Annotated in this window: 14 protein-coding genes, 2 tRNA genes and 3 rRNA genes; 6 read left to right on the top strand and 13 right to left on the bottom strand. The window is 67.2% G+C overall.

Translation table 11 applies throughout. The annotated features are described in order from the left end of the window. Window positions 1-43: 43 nt before the first annotated feature. The gene (locus AUV07_RS13160) at window positions 44-1,528 is read left to right on the top strand and encodes a CoA-acylating methylmalonate-semialdehyde dehydrogenase (RefSeq protein WP_062636728.1); all 1,485 of its coding nucleotides are present in this window, start codon (window positions 44-46) and stop codon (window positions 1,526-1,528) included. 15 nt (window positions 1,529-1,543) lie between these two features. After that, the gene (locus AUV07_RS13155) at window positions 1,544-2,932 is read left to right on the top strand and encodes an aspartate aminotransferase family protein (RefSeq protein ID WP_062636726.1); all 1,389 of its coding nucleotides are present in this window, start codon (window positions 1,544-1,546) and stop codon (window positions 2,930-2,932) included. A gap of 20 nt (window positions 2,933-2,952) precedes the next feature. Here the strand turns inward: AUV07_RS13155 and AUV07_RS13150 are convergent, their stop codons facing one another. Then, window positions 2,953-3,225: a metal-sensitive transcriptional regulator gene (locus tag AUV07_RS13150; RefSeq protein ID WP_025102619.1), complete on the bottom strand. Its 273-nt coding sequence runs from the start codon at window positions 3,223-3,225 to the stop codon at window positions 2,953-2,955. 36 nt (window positions 3,226-3,261) lie between these two features. Here AUV07_RS13150 and AUV07_RS13145 point away from each other — a divergent pair, with 36 nt between their 5' ends. Beyond that, window positions 3,262-4,539 carry a DUF445 domain-containing protein gene (locus tag AUV07_RS13145; protein ID WP_062636723.1) on the top strand — a complete coding sequence of 426 codons (1,278 nt, stop codon included), beginning with the start codon at window positions 3,262-3,264 and terminating at the stop codon, window positions 4,537-4,539. A gap of 1 nt (window position 4,540) precedes the next feature. After that, on the top strand, window positions 4,541-5,455 hold the full coding sequence (locus AUV07_RS13140; RefSeq protein ID WP_062636721.1) for an arginase family protein: 915 nt from the start codon (window positions 4,541-4,543) through the stop codon (window positions 5,453-5,455). A 12-nt stretch (window positions 5,456-5,467) separates the two neighbouring features. On the opposite strand, the gene hutI is transcribed toward AUV07_RS13140, so the two are convergent. Genes hutI through hutH form a run of 3 tightly spaced genes read right to left on the bottom strand, consistent with a single transcriptional unit; the run spans window position 5,468 to window position 9,823 of the window. Continuing rightward, window positions 5,468-6,634 carry an imidazolonepropionase gene (gene hutI / locus AUV07_RS13135; RefSeq protein WP_062636719.1) on the bottom strand — a complete coding sequence of 389 codons (1,167 nt, stop codon included), beginning with the start codon at window positions 6,632-6,634 and terminating at the stop codon, window positions 5,468-5,470. Beyond that, entirely contained in the window at window positions 6,631-8,289 is a 1,659-nt protein-coding gene (gene hutU, locus AUV07_RS13130) for a urocanate hydratase (RefSeq protein ID WP_062636717.1), read from the bottom strand. Before hutU ends, hutI begins: the two co-directional genes overlap by 4 nt. Continuing rightward, window positions 8,282-9,823 carry a histidine ammonia-lyase gene (gene hutH, locus AUV07_RS13125; protein ID WP_062636715.1) on the bottom strand — a complete coding sequence of 514 codons (1,542 nt, stop codon included), beginning with the start codon at window positions 9,821-9,823 and terminating at the stop codon, window positions 8,282-8,284. The genes hutU and hutH overlap by 8 nt, the downstream gene beginning before the upstream one ends. 94 nt (window positions 9,824-9,917) lie before the next feature. Here hutH and AUV07_RS13120 point away from each other — a divergent pair, with 94 nt between their 5' ends. After that, window positions 9,918-10,655, top strand: coding sequence for an IclR family transcriptional regulator (locus AUV07_RS13120; protein WP_231868275.1), 738 nt, complete (start codon window positions 9,918-9,920; stop codon window positions 10,653-10,655). A gap of 81 nt (window positions 10,656-10,736) precedes the next feature. Here AUV07_RS13120 and rrf read toward each other — a convergent pair. The 9 genes from rrf to AUV07_RS13070 form a co-directional block, all read right to left on the bottom strand. Then, window positions 10,737-10,853 (bottom strand): 5S ribosomal RNA (gene rrf / locus AUV07_RS13115). A 111-nt stretch (window positions 10,854-10,964) separates the two neighbouring features. Further along, window positions 10,965-14,067 (bottom strand): 23S ribosomal RNA (locus tag AUV07_RS13110). A 409-nt stretch (window positions 14,068-14,476) separates the two neighbouring features. Beyond that, window positions 14,477-16,001: ribosomal RNA gene (locus AUV07_RS13100) — 16S ribosomal RNA — on the bottom strand. The 16S, 23S and 5S rRNA genes sit together here, the layout of an rRNA operon. A gap of 492 nt (window positions 16,002-16,493) precedes the next feature. Continuing rightward, the gene (locus AUV07_RS13095) at window positions 16,494-17,846 is read right to left on the bottom strand and encodes an MFS transporter (protein ID WP_231868268.1); all 1,353 of its coding nucleotides are present in this window, start codon (window positions 17,844-17,846) and stop codon (window positions 16,494-16,496) included. Window positions 17,847-17,888: 42 nt separating this feature from the next. Continuing rightward, on the bottom strand, window positions 17,889-19,103 hold the full coding sequence (locus AUV07_RS13090; RefSeq protein WP_062636711.1) for an alpha-hydroxy acid oxidase: 1,215 nt from the start codon (window positions 19,101-19,103) through the stop codon (window positions 17,889-17,891). Window positions 19,104-19,254: 151 nt separating this feature from the next. Next, entirely contained in the window at window positions 19,255-19,983 is a 729-nt protein-coding gene (locus AUV07_RS13085; protein WP_062636709.1) for a GntR family transcriptional regulator, read from the bottom strand. Window positions 19,984-20,124: 141 nt separating this feature from the next. After that, window positions 20,125-20,197: transfer RNA gene (locus tag AUV07_RS13080), tRNA-Ala, on the bottom strand. A gap of 91 nt (window positions 20,198-20,288) precedes the next feature. Then, window positions 20,289-20,379, bottom strand: a tRNA-Ser gene (locus AUV07_RS13075). 45 nt (window positions 20,380-20,424) lie between these two features. After that, window positions 20,425-21,471, bottom strand: a complete 1,047-nt coding sequence (locus tag AUV07_RS13070; RefSeq protein WP_062636708.1) for a hypothetical protein — start codon at window positions 21,469-21,471, stop codon at window positions 20,425-20,427. A 176-nt stretch (window positions 21,472-21,647) separates the two neighbouring features. Here AUV07_RS13070 and AUV07_RS13065 point away from each other — a divergent pair, with 176 nt between their 5' ends. Beyond that, window positions 21,648-22,430 (top strand): hypothetical protein, encoded by a 783-nt coding sequence (locus tag AUV07_RS13065; protein WP_025105489.1) that lies wholly within the window; start codon window positions 21,648-21,650, stop codon window positions 22,428-22,430. The last annotated feature ends 3 nt before the right edge of the window (window positions 22,431-22,433 follow it).

Genomic DNA, 22,433 nt, shown 5'->3' with positions numbered 1-22,433 from the left:
GTCAGAGTGTGCGAGACGCGATCCCCTCTGCGAAGGAGCACTCGTGGACATCGTCCGTCACGTCATCAACGGCACCGAGACCGCCGAGGCGGCCCGCCGCGGCCCCGTCTTCGATCCGGCGACAGGAGCCGTCACGAAAGAGGTCGCCTTCGCCTCGGCTACCGAGGTCGACGCCGCCGTGGCCGCCGCTGCTGCCGCCCTCCCGGCGTGGCGGGAGACGAGCCTCATCAAACGCGCCGACGTCTTCTTCCGGCTCCGTCAGCTCCTCAAGGAGCGCACGGACGAGCTCGCCGCCATCGTCACGTCCGAGCACGGCAAGGTCCTGTCCGACGCGGCCGGCGAGGTGTCCCGGGGCATCGAGAACGTCGAGTTCGCCGCCGGGCTGGTGCATCTGCTCAAGGGGGAGCGCAGCGAGCAGGTCGCCCGCGGGGTCGACGTGCACTCCGTCAAGCAGCCGGTCGGCGTGGTCGCGACCATCACCCCGTTCAACTTCCCGGTCATGGTGCCGCTGTGGATGGTCGCCTCCGCCATCGCGTGCGGCAACACCGTCGTCCTCAAGCCCAGCGAGAAGGATCCGTCCGCGGCGGTCTGGCTCGCACGGCTGTTCCGCGAGGCCGGTCTCCCGGACGGCGTCCTCAACGTCGTGCACGGCGACCGGGAGGCCGTCGACGCGCTCCTCGGCTCCCCGCGGGTGCAGGCGGTGAGCTTCGTCGGGTCGACCCCGATCGCCCGCTCGATCTACGAACGGGCGTCCGCCGCCGGGAAGAGGGTCCAGGCGCTCGGCGGCGCGAAGAACCACATGGTCGTGATGCCCGACGCCGACATCGACGCGGCCGCCGACGCCGCCGTCTCCGCAGCCTACGGCTCCGCGGGCGAACGCTGCATGGCGGTGTCCGTACTCGTGGCGGTGGGCGACATCGCCGACGACCTCGTCGCCGCGATCGCCCGCCGCATCGACGGCCTCTCGATCGGCCCCGGCACGGACCCGGCGAGCGAGATGGGCCCCCTCATCACCGCGGAGCACCGTGACCGGGTCGCCTCCTACGTCACGGAAGCTCCCGGGGAGGGCGCCACGGTCGTCGTCGACGGCACCACGAAGCGGTTCGACGGCGACGGCTTCTTCCTCGGGGTGAGCCTGATCGACGACGTCACACCCGGCATGCGCGTCTACGACGACGAGATCTTCGGCCCGGTCCTGTCCGTCGTGCGCGTGAGCTCCTACGCGGAGGCGGTCGCCCTCGTCAACGCGAACGCCTACGGCAACGGGACCGCGATCTTCACGCGCGACGGCGGGACGGCGCGGCAGTACGAGTTCGACATCGAGGTCGGCATGGTCGGCGTCAACGTCCCGATCCCGGTGCCCATCGGCGCGTACTCGTTCGGCGGGTGGAAGGACTCGCTCTTCGGCGACGCGCACATCTACGGCCCGGAGTCGGTGCACTTCTACACGCGGTCGAAGGTCGTGACGACGCGGTGGCCCGACCACACCCCGTCGCAGATCGACCTCGGCTTCCCGAGCAACCACTGACGAGGAGCGATCACGATGACGACCTTCACCGACCGCCACGGAGTCTCCTCTCCGCTCCCCGCCCCGGACGCCGAGGCGCAGGTGCGCGCCGACGACCGCGCCCATGTCTTCCACTCCTGGAGCGCGCAGGCGCTGATCGACCCGCTGCCGGTCGCCACCGGTCGGGGCTCGACGTTCTGGGACTACGAGGGCACCGCCTACCTCGACTTCTCCAGCCAGCTCGTGAACCTCAACCTCGGCCACCAGCACCCGGACCTCGTCGCCGCGATCCAGCAGCAGGCCGGGCGGCTCGCGACCATCCAGCCGTCGATGGCCAACGACGTGCGCGGGGAGCTCGCCCGTCTCATCGCCGAGGTCGCTCCCGACGGGTTCGAGAAGGTGTTCTTCACGAACGGGGGTGCGGAGGCGAACGAGTACGCGGTGCGCATGGCCCGGCAGGCCACGGGCCGCCGGAAGGTGCTGTCGATGTACCGCAGCTACCACGGCTCCACCGCGACCGCGATCTCCCTGACCGGCGACCCGCGCCGCTGGGCGAACGACGTCACGGACACCGGGGCCGTGCGGTTCTTCGGACCGTACCTCTACCGCTCCCCGTTCCACAGCGAGACGCTCGAGCAGGAGACGGAGCGCGCCCTCGCGCATCTGGAGCAGACCATCCAGCTCGAGGGGCCGCAGACCATCGCCGCGATCATCATCGAGACGGTCGTCGGCACCAACGGGGTGCTGCTTCCGCCGCCCGGCTATCTGCCCGGGGTGCGCGCGCTCTGCGATCGCTACGGGATCGTCTTCATCGCGGACGAGGTGATGGTGGGATTCGGCCGGCTCGGCGAGTGGTTCGGGATCGACGCCTTCGAGGGCCGCCCCGACCTGATCACCTTCGCGAAGGGCGTGAACTCGGGCTACGTGCCCCTGGGCGGCGTCGTGATCTCCGACCGCATCGCCGCGGCCTTCGACACCGTCCCGTTCGCGGGCGGACTGACGTACTCCGGGCACCCTCTCGCCTGCGCGGCCGGTGTGGCCACGTTCGAGGTGTTCCGCCGCGACGGCATCCTGGAACGGGTGCGCGACCTCGGCGAGCGGGTCGTCGGTCCGACCCTGCGCTCGTGGGCGCAGTCGCATCCGAGCGTGGGCGAGGTGCGCGGTCGCGGGCTGTTCTGGGCGGTGGAGCTCGTGCGGGATCAGCAGACCAGGGAGCCGCTGGTGCCGTTCAACGCGAGCGGTGCCGACGCCGCCCCGATGACGGCGTTCGCCGCCGCCGCGAAGCGGGCAGGGGTCTGGCCTTTCACGCACTTCCACCGCGTGCACATCGCTCCGCCGCTGGTGATCGAGGAGGCGGAGCTGGTGCGGGGGTTGGCAGCGATCGAGGAGGCGCTGGCGGTCGCCGACGGGTACACGGTCGGCTGAGAGGCGTCCCCCGCCGGCCACTACTTTCGGTCGAAGTCGAACGCCTTGAGCAGCTCGCCGACGGCCTTGTCGCGCTCCTCGCCGCCGTCCTCGAACATGTGGGTGACGTGCGTGCGGAGGTGGTTCTCCAGCAGCAGACGGTTGAGCGACTCGAGGGAGCGCTGGATCGCGCGGGACTGCGTGATGATGTCCATGCAGTACTCCTCGTTCTCGATCATCCGCGCGACGCCGCGCATCTGACCCTCGAGGATGCTGGTGCGGTGCAGGGCGCGCTTCTTGATGTCTTCGATCACGTATCGAGGCTACTCGCCCCGTGAAAGGATGACGTCATGCCGCGAACACCCACGACGCTGCTCTCCGTCGCCGACCAGGAGCGCCGGCGCGCGCTGCGGCGGATGAAGGCCGTCGCGCTCGGGGCGCTGATCTTCATGGCCCTCGCCTTCGTCGTCGCCTTCGCGTTCCAGGAGCGGGTCGGCGGGCTCGCGTACGTCCGCGCCGCCGCGGAGGGCGGCATGGTCGGCGCGCTGGCGGACTGGTTCGCGGTGACCGCGCTGTTCCGCCGTCCGCTCGGCCTGCCCATCCCGCACACTGCGATCATCCCGAACCGCAAGGACGAGATCGGCCGCACGCTGGGCGAGTTCGTGGAGACGAACTTCCTCGCCGCCGACGTCGTGCGCACCAAGCTGACCAGCACCGCGATCGCCCTCCGCGCCGGGGAGTGGCTCCGCGAGACCCCGCACGCCGAGCGCGTGGCGGCCGAGGGGGCGACGGTCGCGACGGCCGTGCTGAACGCGCTGAGCGACGATGACGTGCGCGACCTCCTCGCCGACCTCGCCCGCGAGCACCTCGTCGCACCGGAGTGGGGGCCGCCCGCCGGAACGTGGCTGGAGAAGATCGTGGAGGCGGAGGCGCACCACGGTGCCGTCGACCTCGCGGTGGACAGCATCGGGCGATGGCTCGACGCGAACGCCGCCTCCTTCACCGGACTCGTCTCCCGGCGCCTCCCCGGATGGATGCCGAAGATCGCGCACCGCCTCATCGACGACACGGTGTACAACGAGGCGGTCAAGTTCGTCCGCGCCGTGCAGGCCGACCCACGGCATCCGGCCCGCCTCGCGATCGACGGGTACCTGTCCCGCCTCGCGGACGCCCTGCAGAACGATCCCGCGACGCGCGAGAAGCTGGAGAACGCCAAGGCCGCCCTCTTCGACAGCCCGCGCGTCGGCGCCCTCGCCGCGGAGGCGTGGAACACCGCCAAGAACGGACTCCTCACCTCCCTCGCCGACCCGGAGAGCGGGCTGCGGCGCCGCGCCGTGCAGGCGCTGCAGGAGGTCGGCGAGCGGCTCACGACCGACGCCGCCCTGCAGCGCCGCGTCGACACGTGGGTCTCCGATGCGGCCGTCTTCCTCGTCGACCGGTACCGGCACGACATCGCCTCGATCATCACCGACACCGTGGAGCGCTGGGATCCCGCCGAGACCACCGAGAAGATCGAGCTCATGGTCGGCCGCGATCTGCAGTACATCCGCCTGAACGGCACCGTCGTCGGCGCCCTCGCCGGCCTCGCGATCTTCACCGTCGCCCACGCCCTGATCCCGGGAGTCTGACATGGCACTGTCCCACGATCCGCTCTGGCCGCGCGCCGGCGCCTGGCCCGCGTTCGAGGGCACGGCCGATGCGGTGCTCCTCGGCGTCCCGACCTGGCGCACCTCCCTGTCCCCGACCGGGGCGCACGCGACCCCGGCCGCGATCCGCGAGGCGCTCCCCCGCTACGGCACGACGGTCCTCGGCCCACCGACGATCGACCTGGACGAGGTGCTCCGCATCGCGGACGCCGGGGACGTGCCGGAGCCGGACGGCGACGCGGGAGAGGCGCGGACGATCGAGCGGGTCCGGGAGCTGTCGGACGCCTCAGACCTCGTCATCGCCCTCGGCGGCGACAACTCCCTCACCTACCCGGTCGCGCTCGGCGCCCGGGCGACGGGCCTGATCACGTTCGACGCCCACTTCGACCTGCGCGACGGTGTCTCCAACGGCACCCCGGTGCGGCGACTCGTCGAGGACGTCCCCGCCGCGGCAGGCGTCCCGACGGCCCGCGTCGACCCCACCCGCATCGTGCAGATCGGCCTCGCCGACTTCGCGAACTCCGCCGCCTACGCCCGGCGCGCGGCGGACTGGGGCATCCGGGTCATCACCCTCGACGACGTGCGCCGTCGCGGCATCGCCGACGTCGTGGCCGAGGCGGTCGAGGTCGCGGGCGCGGGCGACGCCGCCCGGGTACACCTCGACATCGACGTGGACGTGTGCGACCGCGCGGTCGCACCCGGCTGCCCGGCCAGCGTCCCCGGAGGCCTGGCGGCGTGGGAGCTGCGCGCCCTCACCCGTGGTGTCGCCATCGATCCGCGGGTCGCGAGTGCCGACATCGCCGAGGTCGACGCGACCGCGGACGCGGAGGACGGTCGCACCGTGCGACTCGCTGCCCTCTGCGTGCTCGAGCTGCTCGCCGGTCTCGCGGCACGCTAACCCGAGCCACCCTCAGACGACGGCCGTCCCATCCTTCCAGACGCGCTGCACCAGCGGCACGCCCGGGCGATACGCCAGGTGCACGCGGGAGGGGGCGTCGAGCAGCACGAGGTCTGCGCGCGCCCCGGGGGCGATCCGGCCGATGTCGTCGCGCCGGAGTGCCCGCGCCCCGCCGGCGGTGGCGGCCCAGACCGCCTCCGCCGTGGTCATACCCATGTCCCGCACGGCGATGGCGATGCAGAAGGCCATGGACGAGGTGAAGCTGGACCCCGGGTTCGTGTCGCACGCCAGCGCGACCGTCACACCCGCGTCGAGGAGCCGGCGCGCATCCGGATAGGGCTGCCGCGTGGAGAACTCCACGCCGGGCAGCAGCGTGAGCACCGTGTCCGATGCGGCGAGCGCGGCGATGTCCGCGTCGGTGAGGTAGGTGCCGTGATCCACCGACGCCGCCCCCAGCTCGACCGCCATCCGCACGCCGTCGCCCCGACCGAGCTGGCTCGCATGCACCCGAGGAGCGAGACCCCGGGTGATGCCCGCCTCCAGGATCCGCCGTGACTGCGCCACCGTGAAGGCGCCGGTCTCGCAGAAGACGTCGATCCACCGGGAGTGCGGGGCGCAGGCGTCGAGCATCGGCCCCACGACGAGGTCGACATAGGCATCGGGGTCGTCGGCATACTCGACCGGGACCACGTGCGCACCGAGGAACGTGACCTCCGGCGTCACCTCGGCGGCGAGGCGCACGAGGCGCTCCTCCTCCGCGACGGCGAGACCGTAGCCGCTCTTGATCTCGACCGTGGTGGTGCCCTGCGTCCGCAGCTCCTCGATGAACCCGTGCAGTCGGGCGCGGAGCTCGTCGTCGGTCGCCGCCCGCGTCGCCTGGACCGTCGACCGGATGCCGCCCGCCGCGTACGGCTGCCCCGCCATGCGCGCCTCGAACTCCGCCGCCCGATCGCCGCCGAAGACGAGGTGGCTGTGGCTGTCGACGAATCCGGGGATCACGGCCCGACCCCCGGCGTCGACGACCTCATCGGCCGCGGGAGCCGTGGCGGACGAGCCCACCCACGCGATCCGCGCGCCGTCGATCAGCACGGCCGCCTCGCGGAGCGTGCCGGTCGGGTCGCCCCCGGCGGTGACGTTGGTCGTCAGCTCCCCGATCCCGGAGATGAGCGTCGTCGTCACAGCATCGGCACCTTCAGTCCGCGGTCGCGCGCGACCTCCTTGGCGTGGTCGTACCCGGCGTCCACGTGTCGCATGACACCGGTGCCGGGGTCGTTCGTCAGCACCCGGGCGAGCTTCTCCGCCGCGAGGGCCGAACCGTCCGCCACCGTGACCTGCCCGGCGTGGATCGAGCGTCCGATCCCCACCCCGCCGCCGTGGTGCAGCGACACCCACGACGCCCCGGAGGCGGTGTTGAGGAGGGCGTTGAGCAGCGGCCAGTCGGCGATCGCGTCGGAACCGTCCTTCATCGCCTCGGTCTCGCGGTACGGCGACGCGACGGAACCGGAGTCGAGGTGGTCGCGGCCGATGACGATCGGCGCGGACAGTTCTCCCGAGGCGACCATCTCGTTGAACTTGAGTCCGGCGAGGTGCCGCTCCTGGTAGCCGAGCCAGCAGATGCGCGCCGGCAGGCCCTCGAAGTGGACGGCCGACCCCGCCTTGTCGAGCCAGCGGTGCAGGGCGGTGTCCTCGGGGAACAGCTCGGCGATCGCGCGGTCCGTCTTGAAGATGTCCTCCGGGTCTCCGGACAGCGCCACCCAGCGGAACGGTCCTCGCCCTTCCTCGAACTGCGGGCGGATGTAGGCGGGGACGAATCCGGGGAACGCGAACGCCCGGTCGAAGCCGCCGAGCTGCGCCTCCGCGCGGATCGAGTTGCCGTAGTCGAACACGGCCGCCCCCGCGTCCTGGAAGCCGACCATCGCGGCGACGTGGGCGGCCATGGACTCCCTCGACCGCCGGGTGAACTCCTCGGGGTCGCGTGCGGCGTCCTCCTTCCACCGGGCCACGTCGACACCGATCGGCAGGTAGGCGAGCGGGTCGTGGGCGCTGGTCTGGTCGGTGACCACGTCGATCGGCACGCCCCGGCGCAGGAGCTCGGGGAAGATCTCCGCGGCATTGCCCACGACGCCGACCGAGAGGGCGTGACCGGCGTCCTTCGCCGCGACGACCCGGGCCACCGCCGCATCGAGGTCGGTGGTGTACTCGTCGAGGTACCGATGCTCGACGCGGCGGGCCAACCGCGTCTCGTCGACGTCCACGATCAGGACCGCGCCCTCGTTGAGGGTCACCGCGAGAGGCTGCGCCCCGCCCATCCCGCCCGCACCGGCCGTCAGCGTCAGCGTCCCCCGCAGGGAATCGCGCCCGAGCGAGCGGGCGACCGCGGCGAACGTCTCGTATGTCCCCTGCAGGATGCCCTGCGTGCCGATGTAGATCCAGGAGCCCGCGGTCATCTGGCCGTACATGGTCAGGCCCAGCTCCTCCAGACGACGGAACTCTGGCCAGGTCGCCCAATCGCCTACGAGGTTCGAGTTGGCGATGAGCACGCGCGGCGCCCACTCGTGGGTGCGGAACACGCCCACGGGCTTGCCGGACTGGACGAGCAGCGTCTCATCCGGCTCCAGCTCGTCGAGCGTACGGACGATCGCCTCGTACGCCGCCCAGCTGCGTGCCGCCTTGCCCGTCCCGCCATAGACCACCAGGTCTTCCGGGTGCTCGGCGACCTCGGGATCGAGGTTGTTCATGAGCATGCGCTTGGCCGCCTCGGCGCCCCAGCTTTTGGCGGTGCGCTCGGCACCGCGGGCTGCGCGCACCGTGCGCGCTGCGTTCTCCTCAGTCATGCATGTGCTCCTTTGCGACACGGGCGATGGCACCCGACTGGACGAGGGCGGTCACGGCTTCCATCTCGGGCGAGAGGTGGCGGTCAGGGCCGGGGCCGGCGGCGACCGTGCGGATGAGATCGCGCACGGCGCCGGTCGCCGGGCCCGCCTCGAGCGGCGCGCGGAGATCCAGCGCGCGGGCGGCCGTGAGGATCTCGATCGCGAGGACGCGGGAGAGGCCGTCGATCGCCCGACGCAGCTTCCGTGCTGCGGCCCAGCCCATCGAGACGTGGTCCTCCTGCATCGCCGAGGAGGGGATGGAGTCCACCGAGGCGGGAACCGCGAGACGCTTGAGCTCGGAGACGATGCCGGCTGCCGCGTACTGCGCGATCATCAGCCCGGAATCGACCCCGACCTCCGCCGCGAGGAACGGCGGGAGCCCGTGGCTGCGGGCCGGGTCCAGCGCGCGGTCGGTGCGCCGCTCGGACACGGAGGCGACGTCGGCGATCGAGATCGCCAGGAAGTCGAGGACCGCGGCGACGGGCGCGCCGTGGAAGTTGCCGTTGGACTCGATGCGGCCGTCGAGGGTGATGATGGGGTTGTCGATGACGCTGGAGAGCTCACGCTCCGCGATCATCGCGGCATGCCAGAGCGTGTCGCGCGCGGCGCCGTGCACCTGCGGCGAGCAGCGCAGGGAGTACGCGTCCTGGACGCGGCCGTCTTCCGGGCCCTTGTGGCTCGCGACCATCGGCGACCCGGCGAGCAGCGCCCGGAGGTGACCGGCGGATACCGCCTGCCCCGCCTGCGGACGCAGCGCCATGAGATCGGCGGCGAACACCGCATCGGTGCCGAGCTGCGACTCCACCGACATCGCCGCCGCCACATCCGCCGTCAGGAGCAGCGTCTCCAGGTCGTGGAGCGCGAGCACCAGCGTGCCGAGCATCCCGTCCGTGCCGTTGATGAGGGCGAGGCCCTCCTTCTCCACGAGCGTGAGCGGCTCGATGCCGGCGTCCGCGAGGGCATCGGCCGCCGGGACGAGTCGGCCCGTAGCGTCGCGCACCTCGCCCTCCCCCATGGTGGCGAGAGCGATGTGGGCGAGCGGTGCCAGATCTCCCGAGCACCCCAGCGAGCCGTACTCGCGGACCACGGGGACGATGCCCGCGTTGAGCAGAGCGGCGTACGTCTCGACCACGATGGGGCGGACCCCGGTGCGGCCGGACGCGAGCGTCTGCAGGCGCAGCAGCTGGAGCCCGCGTACGACCTCCCGCTCGACCTCGGCGCCGGTTCCCGCGGCGTGGGAGCGGATGAGACTCGCCTGCAACTGCCGGCGCCGTTCCGGAGCGATGAACGTCGTCGCCAACGCGCCGAAGCCGGTGGACACCCCGTAGTGCGGGTGAGGGTCCGCGGCGAGGCCGTCGATCACTCGCCGGGTCTCGGCGACCCTGGCCAGCGCCGCAGGGTCGACGACGACGGGCGCATCGTGACGGACGACGCGGACGACCTCCGCCGGGGAGAGAGGGGTGGCGCCGACGAGGACAGGGGCAGGATCGCTCATGTGTCGATTCCACACCCGCGGAGTCGACGCGCACGCGGCTTCGTGGCAACCTGTGTCTGTGATCCCAGACATTTCCGAGAGCGTTGACGCCCAGGTGCCCGCCGCGGCGCAGACCCTGCGGATCCTGAGCTACTTGGCGGGCCGGCCGGCGCCGGTGGCCGCGTCCGCGATCGCCCGCGAGCTTGCTCTTCCGCGATCGACGGTCTATCACCTGCTGCGCACGCTCGCAGCCCACGGCTTCGTGCTGCACCTCCGCGAGGAGCGCCGGTGGGGGCTTGGGACATCGGCCTTCGAGCTGGCTGGAGGCTACGCCCGGCAGCAGCCGTTGGCACGGCTCGGCCGACCGCTCATCGCCGCTCTCTCCGACCAGCTCGGGGAGAGCGCGCACCTGGCGGTCATGAGCGGCGGGGATGTGCTCTACATCGTGGAAGAGCGCGCGCCGCGGCGGCCCGCCCTGGTCACCGACGTCGGCGTGCGCCTCCCCGCGCACCTGACGGCGACCGGGCGGGCGATGCTCGCCGCTCTCCCCCGCGAACAGGTACGCGCGCTGTACCCGGAGGCGTCGGCATTCTCCGACCGCACCGGACGAGGTCCCCGACGCCCCGGGGAGCTGCGCGAACTCCTCCGGGACGTACGCTCTCGGGGGTATGCGACGGAGGACAGCGAGGTCGCTGAGGGTCTGCGTTCGGTGGGCGCCGTCGTGCGCGACGTCGCCGGCTGGCCGGTCGCCGGGGTCGCCGTCACCTGGGCCGGCGACGACGGTGCGGAGGTCGTGCTGGCGAACGCGGTGCGAGAGGCAGCGGCGACGCTCGAGGCGCGCCTGGCCCGCTGAAGCGATGCCCCGGCCGTGCGAAAGGGGCGCGTTAACGCAAGAAGGCCACCCAGCATTGGGTGGCCTTCTTGTCTAAAAGGAGTCCGGCGGTGTCCTACTCTCCCACAGGGTCCCCCCTGCAGTACCATCGGCGCTGTGAGGCTTAGCTTCCGGGTTCGGAATGTGACCGGGCGTTTCCCTCACGCTATGGCCGCCGAAACACTATTGATGTTTCAATCAAACCTAAAGCAATGATGAATCATTGTTGAAGGTAGTTCTCGACCGTACATCGAGAACCACTCAGTGGACGCAAGCACCAACAAACGGTGTGTTATCAAGTCATCGGCTTATTAGTACCAGTCAGCTGCACACGTTACCGTGCTTCCACATCTGGCCTATCAACCCAGTAGTCTGGCTGGGAGCCTCTCACCCGAAGGTATGGAAGTCTCATCTTGAGGCCGGCTTCCCGCTTAGATGCTTTCAGCGGTTATCCATCCCGAACGTAGCTAATCAGCGGTGCTCCTGGCGGAACAACTGACACACCAGAGGTTCGTCCAACCCGGTCCTCTCGTACTAGGGTCAGATCCTCTCAAACTTCCTACGCGCGCAGCGGATAGGGACCGAACTGTCTCACGACGTTCTAAACCCAGCTCGCGTACCGCTTTAATGGGCGAACAGCCCAACCCTTGGGACCTACTCCAGCCCCAGGATGCGACGAGCCGACATCGAGGTGCCAAACCATGCCGTCGATATGGACTCTTGGGCAAGATCAGCCTGTTATCCCCGAGGTACCTTTTATCCGTTGAGCGACAGCGCTTCCACAAGCCACTGCCGGATCACTAGTCCCGACTTTCGTCCCTGCTCGACCTGTCAGTCTCACAGTCAAGCTCCCTTGTGCACTTACACTCGCCACCTGATTGCCAACCAGGTTGAGGGAACCTTTGGGCGCCTCCGTTACTTTTTGGGAGGCAACCGCCCCAGTTAAACTACCCACCAGGCACTGTCCCTGAACCGGATTACGGTTCGAAGTTAGATATCCAGAGTGACCAGAGTGGTATTTCAACAATGACTCCACGGTAACTGGCGTCACCGCTTCAAAGTCTCCCACCTATCCTACACAAGCCACACCGAACACCAATACCAAGCTGTAGTAAAGGTCACGGGGTCTTTCCGTCCTGCTGCGCGTAACGAGCATCTTTACTCGTAATGCAATTTCGCCGAGTTCGCGGTTGAGACAGTTGGGAAGTCGTTACGCCATTCGTGCAGGTCGGAACTTACCCGACAAGGAATTTCGCTACCTTAGGATGGTTATAGTTACCACCGCCGTTTACTGGGGCTTAAATTCTCAGCTTCGCCTTGCGGCTAACCGGTCCTCTTAACCTTCCAGCACCGGGCAGGCGTCAGTCCGTATACATCGTCTTGCGACTTGGCACGGACCTGTGTTTTTAGTAAACAGTCGCTACCCACTAGTCTCTGCGGCCTCCAAACGCTTTCGGAGCAAGTCCTAATACGTCGAAGGCCCCCCTTCTCCCGAAGTTACGGGGGCATTTTGCCGAGTTCCTTAACCACGATTCTCTCGATCTCCTTGGTATTCTCTACCTGACCACCTGAGTCGGTTTGGGGTACGGGCAGCTAGAACCTCGCGTCGATGCTTTTCTCGGCAGCATAGGATCATCCACTTTTTATCCGCATCGTGTCTCAGCCTGTATGAGTCGCGGATTTGCCTACGACTCGGCCTACGCACTTGCACCAGGACAACCATCGCCTGGCTTGGACTACCTTCCTGCGTCACACCTGTTAATACGCTAACCGCACCAGCATGGGGTCACGTGCTCCCCTCCACGGTGTCACCCGAAGGCAACGATGTGAAGGCTCGGACGTTTAGCACCACTGGATTAGCTTGGGCGGTTCTTCGCCGGTACGGGAATATCAACCCGTTGTCCATCGACTACGCCTGTCGGCCTCGCCTTAGGTCCCGACTTACCCAGGGAAGATTAGCTTGACCCTGGAACCCTTGGTCTTTCGGAGGACGTGTTTCTCACACGTCATTCGCTACTCATGCCTGCATTCTCACTCGTGTAGCCTCCACGGCTGGTTTCCACCGCCGCTTCGCTGGCCACACGACGCTCTCCTACCCATCAACACGGCTGGACCACGAAGGCCTACCAATAATGTCAATGCCACAACTTCGGTGGCGTGCTTGAGCCCCGTTACATTGTCGGCGCGGAATCACTTGACCAGTGAGCTATTACGCACTCTTTCAAGGGTGGCTGCTTCTAAGCCAACCTCCTGGTTGTCAGAGCAACTCCACATCCTTTCCCACTTAGCACGCGCTTTGGGACCTTAGTTGGTGGTCTGGGTTGTTTCCCTCTCGACTATGAAGCTTATCCCCCACAGTCTCACTGCTGCGCTCTCACTTACCGGCATTCGGAGTTTGGCTGACGTCAGTAACCTTGTAGGGCCCATCGGCCATCCAGTAGCTCTACCTCCGGCAAGAAACACGCAACGCTGCACCTAAATGCATTTCGGAGAGAACCAGCTATCACGAAGTTTGATTGGCCTTTCACCCCTATCCACAGCTCATCCCCTCAGTTTTCAACCTAAGTGGGTTCGGTCCTCCACGACGTCTTACCGTCGCTTCAACCTGGCCATGGATAGATCACTTCGCTTCGGGTCTAGGACATGCGACTGAATCGCCCTATTCAGACTCGCTTTCGCTACGGCTACCCCACACGGGTTAACCTCGCCACATATCGCTAACTCGCAGGCTCATTCTTCAAAAGGCACGCTGTCACACCTACCAGGGGTGCTCCAACGGTTTGTAAGCAAACGGTTTCAGGTACTATTTCACTCCCCTCCCGGGGTACTTTTCACCTTTCCCTCACGGTACTTGTCCGCTATCGGTCATCTGGGAGTATTTAGGCTTATCAGGTGGTCCTGACAGATTCACACGGGATTTCACGGGCCCCGTGCTACTTGGGATACTCTCCACGCCAGAACACGCATTTCGACTACGGGGTTGGCACCCTCTATGACCGGCCTTTCAAGACCGTTCGTCTATACGCTTCTGTAACGTCGCCAGCTCGGCAGAACTGACTGGTGAGTCCCACAACCCCGAATATGCAACTCCTGCCGGATATCACACACACTCGGTTTAGCCTGATCCGGTTTCGCTCGCCACTACTAACGGAATCGCGGTTGCTTTCTCTTCCTGTGGGTACTGAGATGTTTCACTTCCCCACGTTCCCTCTACCCGCCCTATATATTCAGGCGGGAGTCACTAGGTCGGCACGCCGCCCAGCGGGGTTTCCCCATTCGGACACCCTCGGATCAAAACTTGCTTATCAGTTCCCCGAGGCTTATCGCAGATTGCTACGTCCTTCTTCGGCTCCAGATGCCAAGGCATCCACCGTTTGCTCTTAAAGACTTGAAATCACATGAGTTTGAATCAAAAACCCGACCAGTCCGAAGACTGAATCAGAAATTGACTAATGATCTTTAAGATCATCTTGCGCAACTGATCAAAGACCAGTTGCAAGATGCTCGCGTCCACTGTGTAGTTCTCAAAGTACGGGCGGTACCCCTCACCACCTCCCCAACCGGAGAGACAACAAGAGGCCCAGAGGTACAGACCAGATCCCGAAAGACCCGCATCCGGTCCCTCAGGACCCAACAGCGTGCAGGCACCGAAACCCATCCCCCCCAACGTTCCTGCAGCAAGCTGCGTACTAATCAGAGAAACAATCTCGATGCCATGTCAAATGTTCCACCCATGAGCTCCCAGCGAAGAACGTGTGCCTTCGATCTGGGTTCTGGACGCCGAAGCGTCAGATGCTCCTTAGAAAGGAGGTGATCCAGCCGCACCTTCCGGTACGGCTACCTTGTTACGACTTAGTCCTAATTACCGATCCCACCTTCGACGGCTCCCTCCACAAGGGTTAGGCCACCGGCTTCAGGTGTTACCGACTTTCATGACTTGACGGGCGGTGTGTACAAGACCCGGGAACGTATTCACCGCAGCGTTGCTGATCTGCGATTACTAGCGACTCCGACTTCATGAGGTCGAGTTGCAGACCTCAATCCGAACTGGGACCGGCTTTTTGGGATTCGCTCCACCTCACGGTATTGCAGCCCTTTGTACCGGCCATTGTAGCATGCGTGAAGCCCAAGACATAAGGGGCATGATGATTTGACGTCATCCCCACCTTCCTCCGAGTTGACCCCGGCAGTATCCCATGAGTTCCCACCATTACGTGCTGGCAACATAGAACGAGGGTTGCGCTCGTTGCGGGACTTAACCCAACATCTCACGACACGAGCTGACGACAACCATGCACCACCTGTTTACGAGTGTCCAAAGAGTTGACCATTTCTGGCCCGTTCTCGTATATGTCAAGCCTTGGTAAGGTTCTTCGCGTTGCATCGAATTAATCCGCATGCTCCGCCGCTTGTGCGGGTCCCCGTCAATTCCTTTGAGTTTTAGCCTTGCGGCCGTACTCCCCAGGCGGGGAACTTAATGCGTTAGCTGCGTCACGGAATCCGTGGAATGGACCCCACAACTAGTTCCCAACGTTTACGGGGTGGACTACCAGGGTATCTAAGCCTGTTTGCTCCCCACCCTTTCGCTCCTCAGCGTCAGTTACGGCCCAGAGATCTGCCTTCGCCATCGGTGTTCCTCCTGATATCTGCGCATTCCACCGCTACACCAGGAATTCCAATCTCCCCTACCGCACTCTAGTCTGCCCGTACCCACTGCAGGCCCGAGGTTGAGCCTCGGGATTTCACAGCAGACGCGACAAACCGCCTACGAGCTCTTTACGCCCAATAATTCCGGATAACGCTTGCGCCCTACGTATTACCGCGGCTGCTGGCACGTAGTTAGCCGGCGCTTTTTCTGCAGGTACCGTCACTTTCGCTTCTTCCCTGCTAAAAGAGGTTTACAACCCGAAGGCCGTCATCCCTCACGCGGCGTTGCTGCATCAGGCTTTCGCCCATTGTGCAATATTCCCCACTGCTGCCTCCCGTAGGAGTCTGGGCCGTGTCTCAGTCCCAGTGTGGCCGGTCACCCTCTCAGGCCGGCTACCCGTCGACGCCTTGGTGAGCCATTACCTCACCAACAAGCTGATAGGCCGCGAGCCCATCCCCAACCGAAAAATCTTTCCAAACGCAGACCATGCGGTCACGTCACATATCCAGTATTAGACGCCGTTTCCAGCGCTTATCCCAGAGTCAGGGGCAGGTTGCTCACGTGTTACTCACCCGTTCGCCACTGATCCCACAGAGCAAGCTCCGTGTTCACCGTTCGACTTGCATGTGTTAAGCACGCCGCCAGCGTTCATCCTGAGCCAGGATCAAACTCTCCGTAAAAAGAAATTGCATACGAACCGGGGAAAAACCGGAACGCAGCGAGTTTGATGCTGACCAAAGAGACGAATTCATTGCTGACTTCATCCGTTGCCAACCCCACAAAGAGGTTGGTCTTTGATCCAAAGGAATTCTCACCCAGCCGAAGCTAGACGAGGATAATTTGGCATTTGACAAGTGCACGCTGTTGAGTTCTCAAGGATCGGATGCTCCCACGACCCAGCCATCACAACCAGGCCCGCAGGGCAACTTCTCTATCTTACCGATCTCGTTTCCGTTGTCAAGTCCGAGTTTCTTCGGCCTGACCGTGGGAACGGATCAGCATCCTTCATCCTGTTCACTCTGTGAGTGTGTGGGATTCGGGAGGTGTTCGATGCTTGACGGGAGCCGGTCCGAGGACCTCCGCTCAACCGTTTGGGGCGAACAGGTAATAACTTACGTGGGTTCCGGGCATCGGGCAAATCACCGCCGATTCCCGGGCGTGTCGCCCGCCCCTCAGTCCGCGGCCCTTCCCGTCGGCGCGAACCGGGAGGAGTCGGGGTGGTCCTCGGGCTGCAGGTCTCCGACGCGCTTCGGCGTCGCGACGACGGCCAGCAGCGACACCAGGCAGGCGCCGATGACGAACAGCACGACGAGCCAGAGGCCTCCCCCGGCGGCCGCGACGAGCGCCGTGGCGATGAGCGGGGTCGGGCCGGCGACCAGGGCGCCGTTCAGCTCCCGGGCCGTCGCGACGCCGGTGAAGCGGTACCGCGTCGGAAAGAGGTTCGTGAGGAACGTCCCGGTGGAGGCGGCGGTCGCCCCCACGGCGATGACGCCGAGGGCCGTCATCCCGAGAGCCGCCCACACCGGGTCGCCCGACTGCAGCGAGAGGAAGACCGGGTAGGTGAGGACGATCCCGGCGACAGAGCCGAAGATGACGACGCGCTTGGCGCCGAAGCGATCCACCGCGATCCCGCCGAGGACGGGTGCGAAGGCGGTGAGGAGCGAGGCGACGAGCACGGCGACCAGTGCCTGGACCCGGGGCATCCCGACCGTCAGCGTGAGGTAGCTGAGGGCGAAGGCGCTGAGCACGTAGTTCGTCACGTTGTGGCCGCACACGCTGAAGAAGCCGACGATGAGCTCGCGGGGGCTGCGGCGGAACAGCTCCGCCAGAGGCACCTTCGTCGAGGCCTGCTCGGCGTTCGCGACCGCGGCCCGGTACTCGGGTGTCTCCTCGAGGCGACGACGGATCCACAGCGCGAGGACGAAGAGCACGGCGGAGACCAGGAACGGGATGCGCCAGGCCCCGCCCAGCAAGACGTCCCCGGGCAGCATCGAGGCGAAGGTGAAGGCCAGCGTCGCGAGGAAGGCGCCCCCGGGAGCACCCGAGGTGACCAGTCCGATGACCCGGCCACGGCGGCGCTCGGGGGCGTACTCGGCGACGAGCGTGAGCGCGCCCGCGAGTTCCGCACCGGCACCGAAGCCCTGGACGAAGCGGAACAGGATCAGCAGGATCGGCGCCGCCACCCCGATCGCCTCGGCGGTCGGGAGGAGCCCGATCCCCACGGTCGCGATGCCCATGAGCACGATGGTCAGGATCATTGCCGGCTTCCGGCCGACCCGATCCCCGAGGTGGGAGATGATGAGGCCGCCGAGCGGCCGCACCACGAAGCCGACGGCGAAGGTCGCGAAGGCCAGCATCGAAGCGGAGGCCGGGATGACGTCCGGGAAGAAGAGCGGGCCGATCACCAGGCCGGCGGCGGCGCCGTAGAGCGCGTAGTCGTACCACTCGATGAGGGTGCCGAAGTAGGCGGCGGTGATCGCCCGCCTCGCCTGCGGGGTCATGGTGCGCTGCTGTTCGTGGGCCATGGGGTGTCCTTTCGTCATTGAAAAGTGCTGGCGTGGTCGTGGCTATCCGGTCGGCGCGAGGACGGCAGTCCCCCGGCCGCGCAGCTCGGCGGTCGTGCGCACGCCGAGAAGCTGCATCGTCGACAGGGTCTCGTTCGCCACCAGGTCGAGCGCCCTCTCGACCCCCACCCGGCCGCCCGCCATCAGGCCGTACATGTATCCCCGGCCGAGGAAGACGAAGTCGGCTCCGCACGCGATCGCCGCCACCACATCGAGGCCGCTGCGGATTCCGGAGTCGAGCAGGATCGGCACATCGTCGCCGACGGCGGCGCGCACGGCGCCCACGACCTCGACGGGCGCGATCGCACGGTCGAGCTGACGACCGCCGTGATTGGAGACCCAGATGGCATCCGCGCCGGCGTCGATGAAGCGTTCGGCGTCGACGGCGGAGAGCACGCCCTTCACGACGATCGGCCCGCTCCAGTGTGTCCGCAGCCAGCGCACGTCGTCCAAGGACAGCGCGGGATCGAACATGCTGCCCACCACATCGGTGACGCGTCCGGAACGCGGGCCGAAGTTCGCCATGGCCGGAGCGTCGTGGGCCAGCAGATCGAGGGTCCAGGAGGGATGCAGTGCCGACTGCACGGCGGTGCGCAGGGTCAGACGCGGCGGCATCGAGAGCCGGTTGCGGTCGTCGCGGTAGCGCTGCCCGGGCACCCGGGTGTCGACGGTCAGCACGAGGGTGTCGAAACCCGCAGCGACGGCCCGCTCGACGAGCGCGAGGGACGCGTCGCGATCGCGCCGCAGGTAGAGCTGGAACCAGCGCCGCGCGGCGGGTGCGGCGTCGGCGACGTGCTCGATGCTCCGCGTTCCCATCGTGGAGAGCACGAACGGCACGTCGCGGTTGGCGGCCGCACGGGCCCCGTCGGTCTCGCCGGCCGCACGCATGAGGGCGGTGAGGCCGATCGGGGCGATGCCGATGGGCATCGCGTGCTCGCGTCCCAGCAGGCGGGTGGTGAGCGTCGCCCCCGCGGCACTCTCGGTGACCGTGGGCACGAACCTCCGGCGGGCGAAGGCCGCCTCGTTGTCCCGAGCGGCCTGTTCGGTCACCGCGGCGCCCTCGACGTAGTCGAAGACGAATCCGGGCACCCGTCGCTTCGCGAGCCGTCGCAGGTCGTCGAGACAGCGCGCCTCGGCGACGCGCGTCGCCTCGGTGGGAAGGGCGGGCGGAGCGAAGCTCAACAGCTCGGTGAAGGTGCGGATGCGACGTCGCAACAAACCTGGATCCTCTCGGCAACTCCCATCGAGGCCGAAGAGCCGACCGCGGTGTCGGCACCACCATAGCCTCCAAATATCTTGCGCACAATAGAGGTATTCCTCAGATATATCTGATGCGGACGCGACGGCTTACGCGTGCGGCGAGGAGGCGTCAGGCTTCGAGGAACGCCTGGAGGACGAACTCCCGCAGCTCGACGAGGTGCCGGCGCATGGCCTCCTCAGCCGCCCGCGGATCGCCGGTGCGGATCGCCTCGAGCACCTGCTGGTGACCGTTGTTCTCGACGTCCGAGTGGATGCGCGCATCGATCGCCGGGATCAGATGATGACTCCGCGTCGTCTCGTCGAACAGGCCGCTCATGAGCGTCTTCGCCCGAGCGTTGCGCGCCGCACCGAGGATGCACTCGTGGAACGCGCGGGCCGCATCGGTCAGCTCCGCCGTGCCGGAGCCGCTGCGCTGCGCGTCCAGGATCGAGCTGAGTTCCTCGACGAAGGCCTCGCTGCCGTAGCGCGTCGCACTCGCGGCCATCGGCGGTTCGATGATCACGCGCAGATCGAGCACCTCGCGCACCTCGTTGATGCCCAGCGGCCGCACGACGTATCCGCGTCGGGGAAGGGCGACGACGAGTCCCTCGACGACGAGGATCTGCAGGGCTTCACGCACCGGCGTCTTCGACACCCCGAAACGCTCGGCCAGCTCGGGTTCGATGACGACCTCGCCCGGGGCGAGCCGGGTGCGGACGATGTCGTCCCGGAGCGCCACGTACACCTTTTGCGTACGCGACAGCACCCGATTCCCCTCGCCGAGGGCCGCGGCACGGCGCTGGCTGTCGACGGCATGCGTGTGCAGGGTCGAGCCGGATTCGCTGGGCGTCGCGTCCATGTCCTCAGCCTAGGGGCACCCAATCGGACCCCCGCCGCCGAGCGGTCGTCTCGCGGCGATCGGATCAGCCCCGTGCGCCAGCTCCAACGAAAGAACCTCGCCCCGCGAGCTGCGGGGCGAGGTTCTTTCGTTCAGTTCCTGTGGACCTAAGGGGATTCGAACCCCTGACCTCCTCGATGCGAACGAGGCGCGCTACCAACTGCGCCATAGGCCCGTGAACGACATCTACGTTATCACGCTCGCGATCCCGGACATGACGAAGGCCCCGCATCTCCGTGTTTCCAGGGGAGTCGGGGCCTTCGTGGTGGCGGTGACGGTGGGATTTGAACCCACGGTAGGGGGTTACCCTACACAACTTTTCGAGAGTTGCACCTTCGGCCGCTCGGACACGTCACCGCGGATCAGTTTACGACACCGGGGCCGAGCGCGCGAATCGGCGGGTCACCAGGCGGTGGCGACCTCGGCGTGGGCGCGGAGGATGCCCTCCGTGGAGCCGGCGGGGGCGCGCCCGATTCCACACTCCGTGGCGACGCCGAACTCCGGCGCGAACGGGACGGCGGCGGCGATCCGGCGACGCGCACCGTCCGCGCCGTCCTCCCGGTGCACGAGGCCGAGGTAGAGCTCCTCGACCGGGGTGAGCTCCGCGAGCGGGGCGAAGTAGGCCTCGTCATCGTGGGCGATCGGCACGGGAAGGTGCAGCCAGGTGAGCGGACGGTGGGCCGCGGCGATGACGGCGTTGGCGTAGCGGACGAGGGAGCCGGCGTCGGTCGGCTCGAAGAAGTGCTTCTCCCCCGCGTCGCCGTAGCAGAGGTGCACGCCCACCTCGACGTCGTCCGGGACGGCGTCAACGAGGGCGGCGAGACGCGAGACGAGGCCGTCGAACGGGTCACCGGGCCACCACGCCTCCATGACGGCGCCGTAGCCGGAGGCGCCCTCGAGGATCCCCATCTCGCTGGCGACATCCCACTGCACCGCGAGGTCGTCGTGCGGGATCGCGGCGAGGATCTCGTCGAGCTCGCGGAGCATCGCGGCGGTGTACACGGGCTCGATCGCGGCCCGGTCGTCGCCGTGGAAGAACGAGGAGATGACGGCGAGCGGGGTGGGCAGCGACACCTGGAACCGGGTGCCCGCCGCGACCACTCCCTCCTCCCGCAGCCGGGTGAAGAGCCCGTACGACTCGATCGCCGCGGAGGCGTACCCCAGCGGAGGCAGCGCGATGGTAGCCGGGTCCACGCCCTCGGCGATCCGGAGGCCCCGGGCGTCGATGCCGACGGGGAACGGGATGGGCTCGTCGCCGATCCGCTCGATGCCGTCCGCCTGGCCGATGACGTCGGGCTGGAACATGATCCAGTGGAACCGTTTGCCCACCTCGCCGTCCGGGATGCGACGCAACCGGTCGCCCAGCAGCTCCGCCGCAGTGCGCATCGTCGTCTCGGCGTCGTCGAAGTTCACACTGCCCACGAGAAGGGCACCCTGGGGCTGCGTCATGGCCTCAGGATATCCCTCGCCGACCCACCCCCTTCAGGCCGAGCCACCCCTCTGCGTGCGGCCGGAAGGGGGTGGGACACACGCAAGGGGGTGGGTCGGCGAGGGGAGGTCGGGATTAGGATTGCCTAAGAACCCGCCGCCTCCGGGGGCAGAACGACGGGAAGGATGCAAGCAGCATGGGATTCATCACGTCTGCGGCGCTCGCCGAGACCGGATACGTGGTCCTCGACGACGAGACCACCCCGGTGGACCCGTCCGAGTGGCAGGACCTCGAGTACGTCGGCTGGCGCTCCTCCGGCATCACCCGCTTCGCACCCCTGACGAGCTACGCGGGCGAGATCGACTGCAACGGCTTCTGGAACCACACGCCGCCGCGCACCGACAAGGACGGCGTCTGGATTCCCTCACAGGTCGCGATCGCCCCGACCCTGCAGCGCCGCGCCCTGGCCCCCGGGGCCGGCGTCGGCCGCTGCCGGGTCATCGAGCTCCAGCCGAACGACTACGCCGACGCGATCTACAACCTGCACCAGGACGACAACAACCGCCTCAACGAGCCCGGCACGGGATGGGTGGTCCGCGGGTATTACAACCTCACCGACGACACCGACTCGATGCTCATCCTCCGCTCCGACCGGTTCGACCCGGCCACCGAGGTGCGGCTGCCGCTGCGCGCCGGCTCCCGGATCATCGTCGACACGCAGCGCTTCTGGCATGCCGTGTGGCATCGCGGGACAGGTCCCCGGTACGCGCTCATCACCTCCTGGACCAGCGGCCCTGAGCTCGACGCATACATCGCCGCGCACCACGGCGACCCGCATCCCCCGACGGTCGACCTCGACCCGCGTGTGGTGGACGAGGCCCAGGTCGAGATGCACCGCCGGATCGAGGAGCGCCGTCGCGCGTTCGAGGCGCAGGGCATCGTGATGGAGCCGCCCGCCGACATGAACCTCGTCGGCTGAGGC

Origin of the sequence: Microbacterium sp. CH1 (genome assembly GCF_001595495.1) — a bacterium.
Lineage (GTDB): Bacteria > Actinomycetota > Actinomycetes > Actinomycetales > Microbacteriaceae > Microbacterium.
Note: the sequence above shows the minus strand (reverse complement) of the source record. Positions and strands in the feature narration are given on the sequence as shown.

Coding starts and splice junctions, on each gene's coding strand:
- AUV07_RS13085 (WP_062636709.1), bottom strand. CDS start 19,983: ATGGACGCGACGCCCAGCGAATCCGGCTCGACCCTGCACACGCATGCC.
- AUV07_RS13155 (WP_062636726.1), top strand. CDS start 1,544: ATGACGACCTTCACCGACCGCCACGGAGTCTCCTCTCCGCTCCCCGCC.
- hutH (WP_062636715.1), bottom strand. CDS start 9,823: ATGAGCGATCCTGCCCCTGTCCTCGTCGGCGCCACCCCTCTCTCCCCG.
- AUV07_RS13070 (WP_062636708.1), bottom strand. CDS start 21,471: ATGACGCAGCCCCAGGGTGCCCTTCTCGTGGGCAGTGTGAACTTCGAC.
- AUV07_RS13140 (WP_062636721.1), top strand. CDS start 4,541: ATGGCACTGTCCCACGATCCGCTCTGGCCGCGCGCCGGCGCCTGGCCC.
- AUV07_RS13065 (WP_025105489.1), top strand. CDS start 21,648: ATGGGATTCATCACGTCTGCGGCGCTCGCCGAGACCGGATACGTGGTC.
- AUV07_RS13095 (WP_231868268.1), bottom strand. CDS start 17,846: ATGGCCCACGAACAGCAGCGCACCATGACCCCGCAGGCGAGGCGGGCG.
- AUV07_RS13145 (WP_062636723.1), top strand. CDS start 3,262: ATGCCGCGAACACCCACGACGCTGCTCTCCGTCGCCGACCAGGAGCGC.
- hutU (WP_062636717.1), bottom strand. CDS start 8,289: ATGACTGAGGAGAACGCAGCGCGCACGGTGCGCGCAGCCCGCGGTGCC.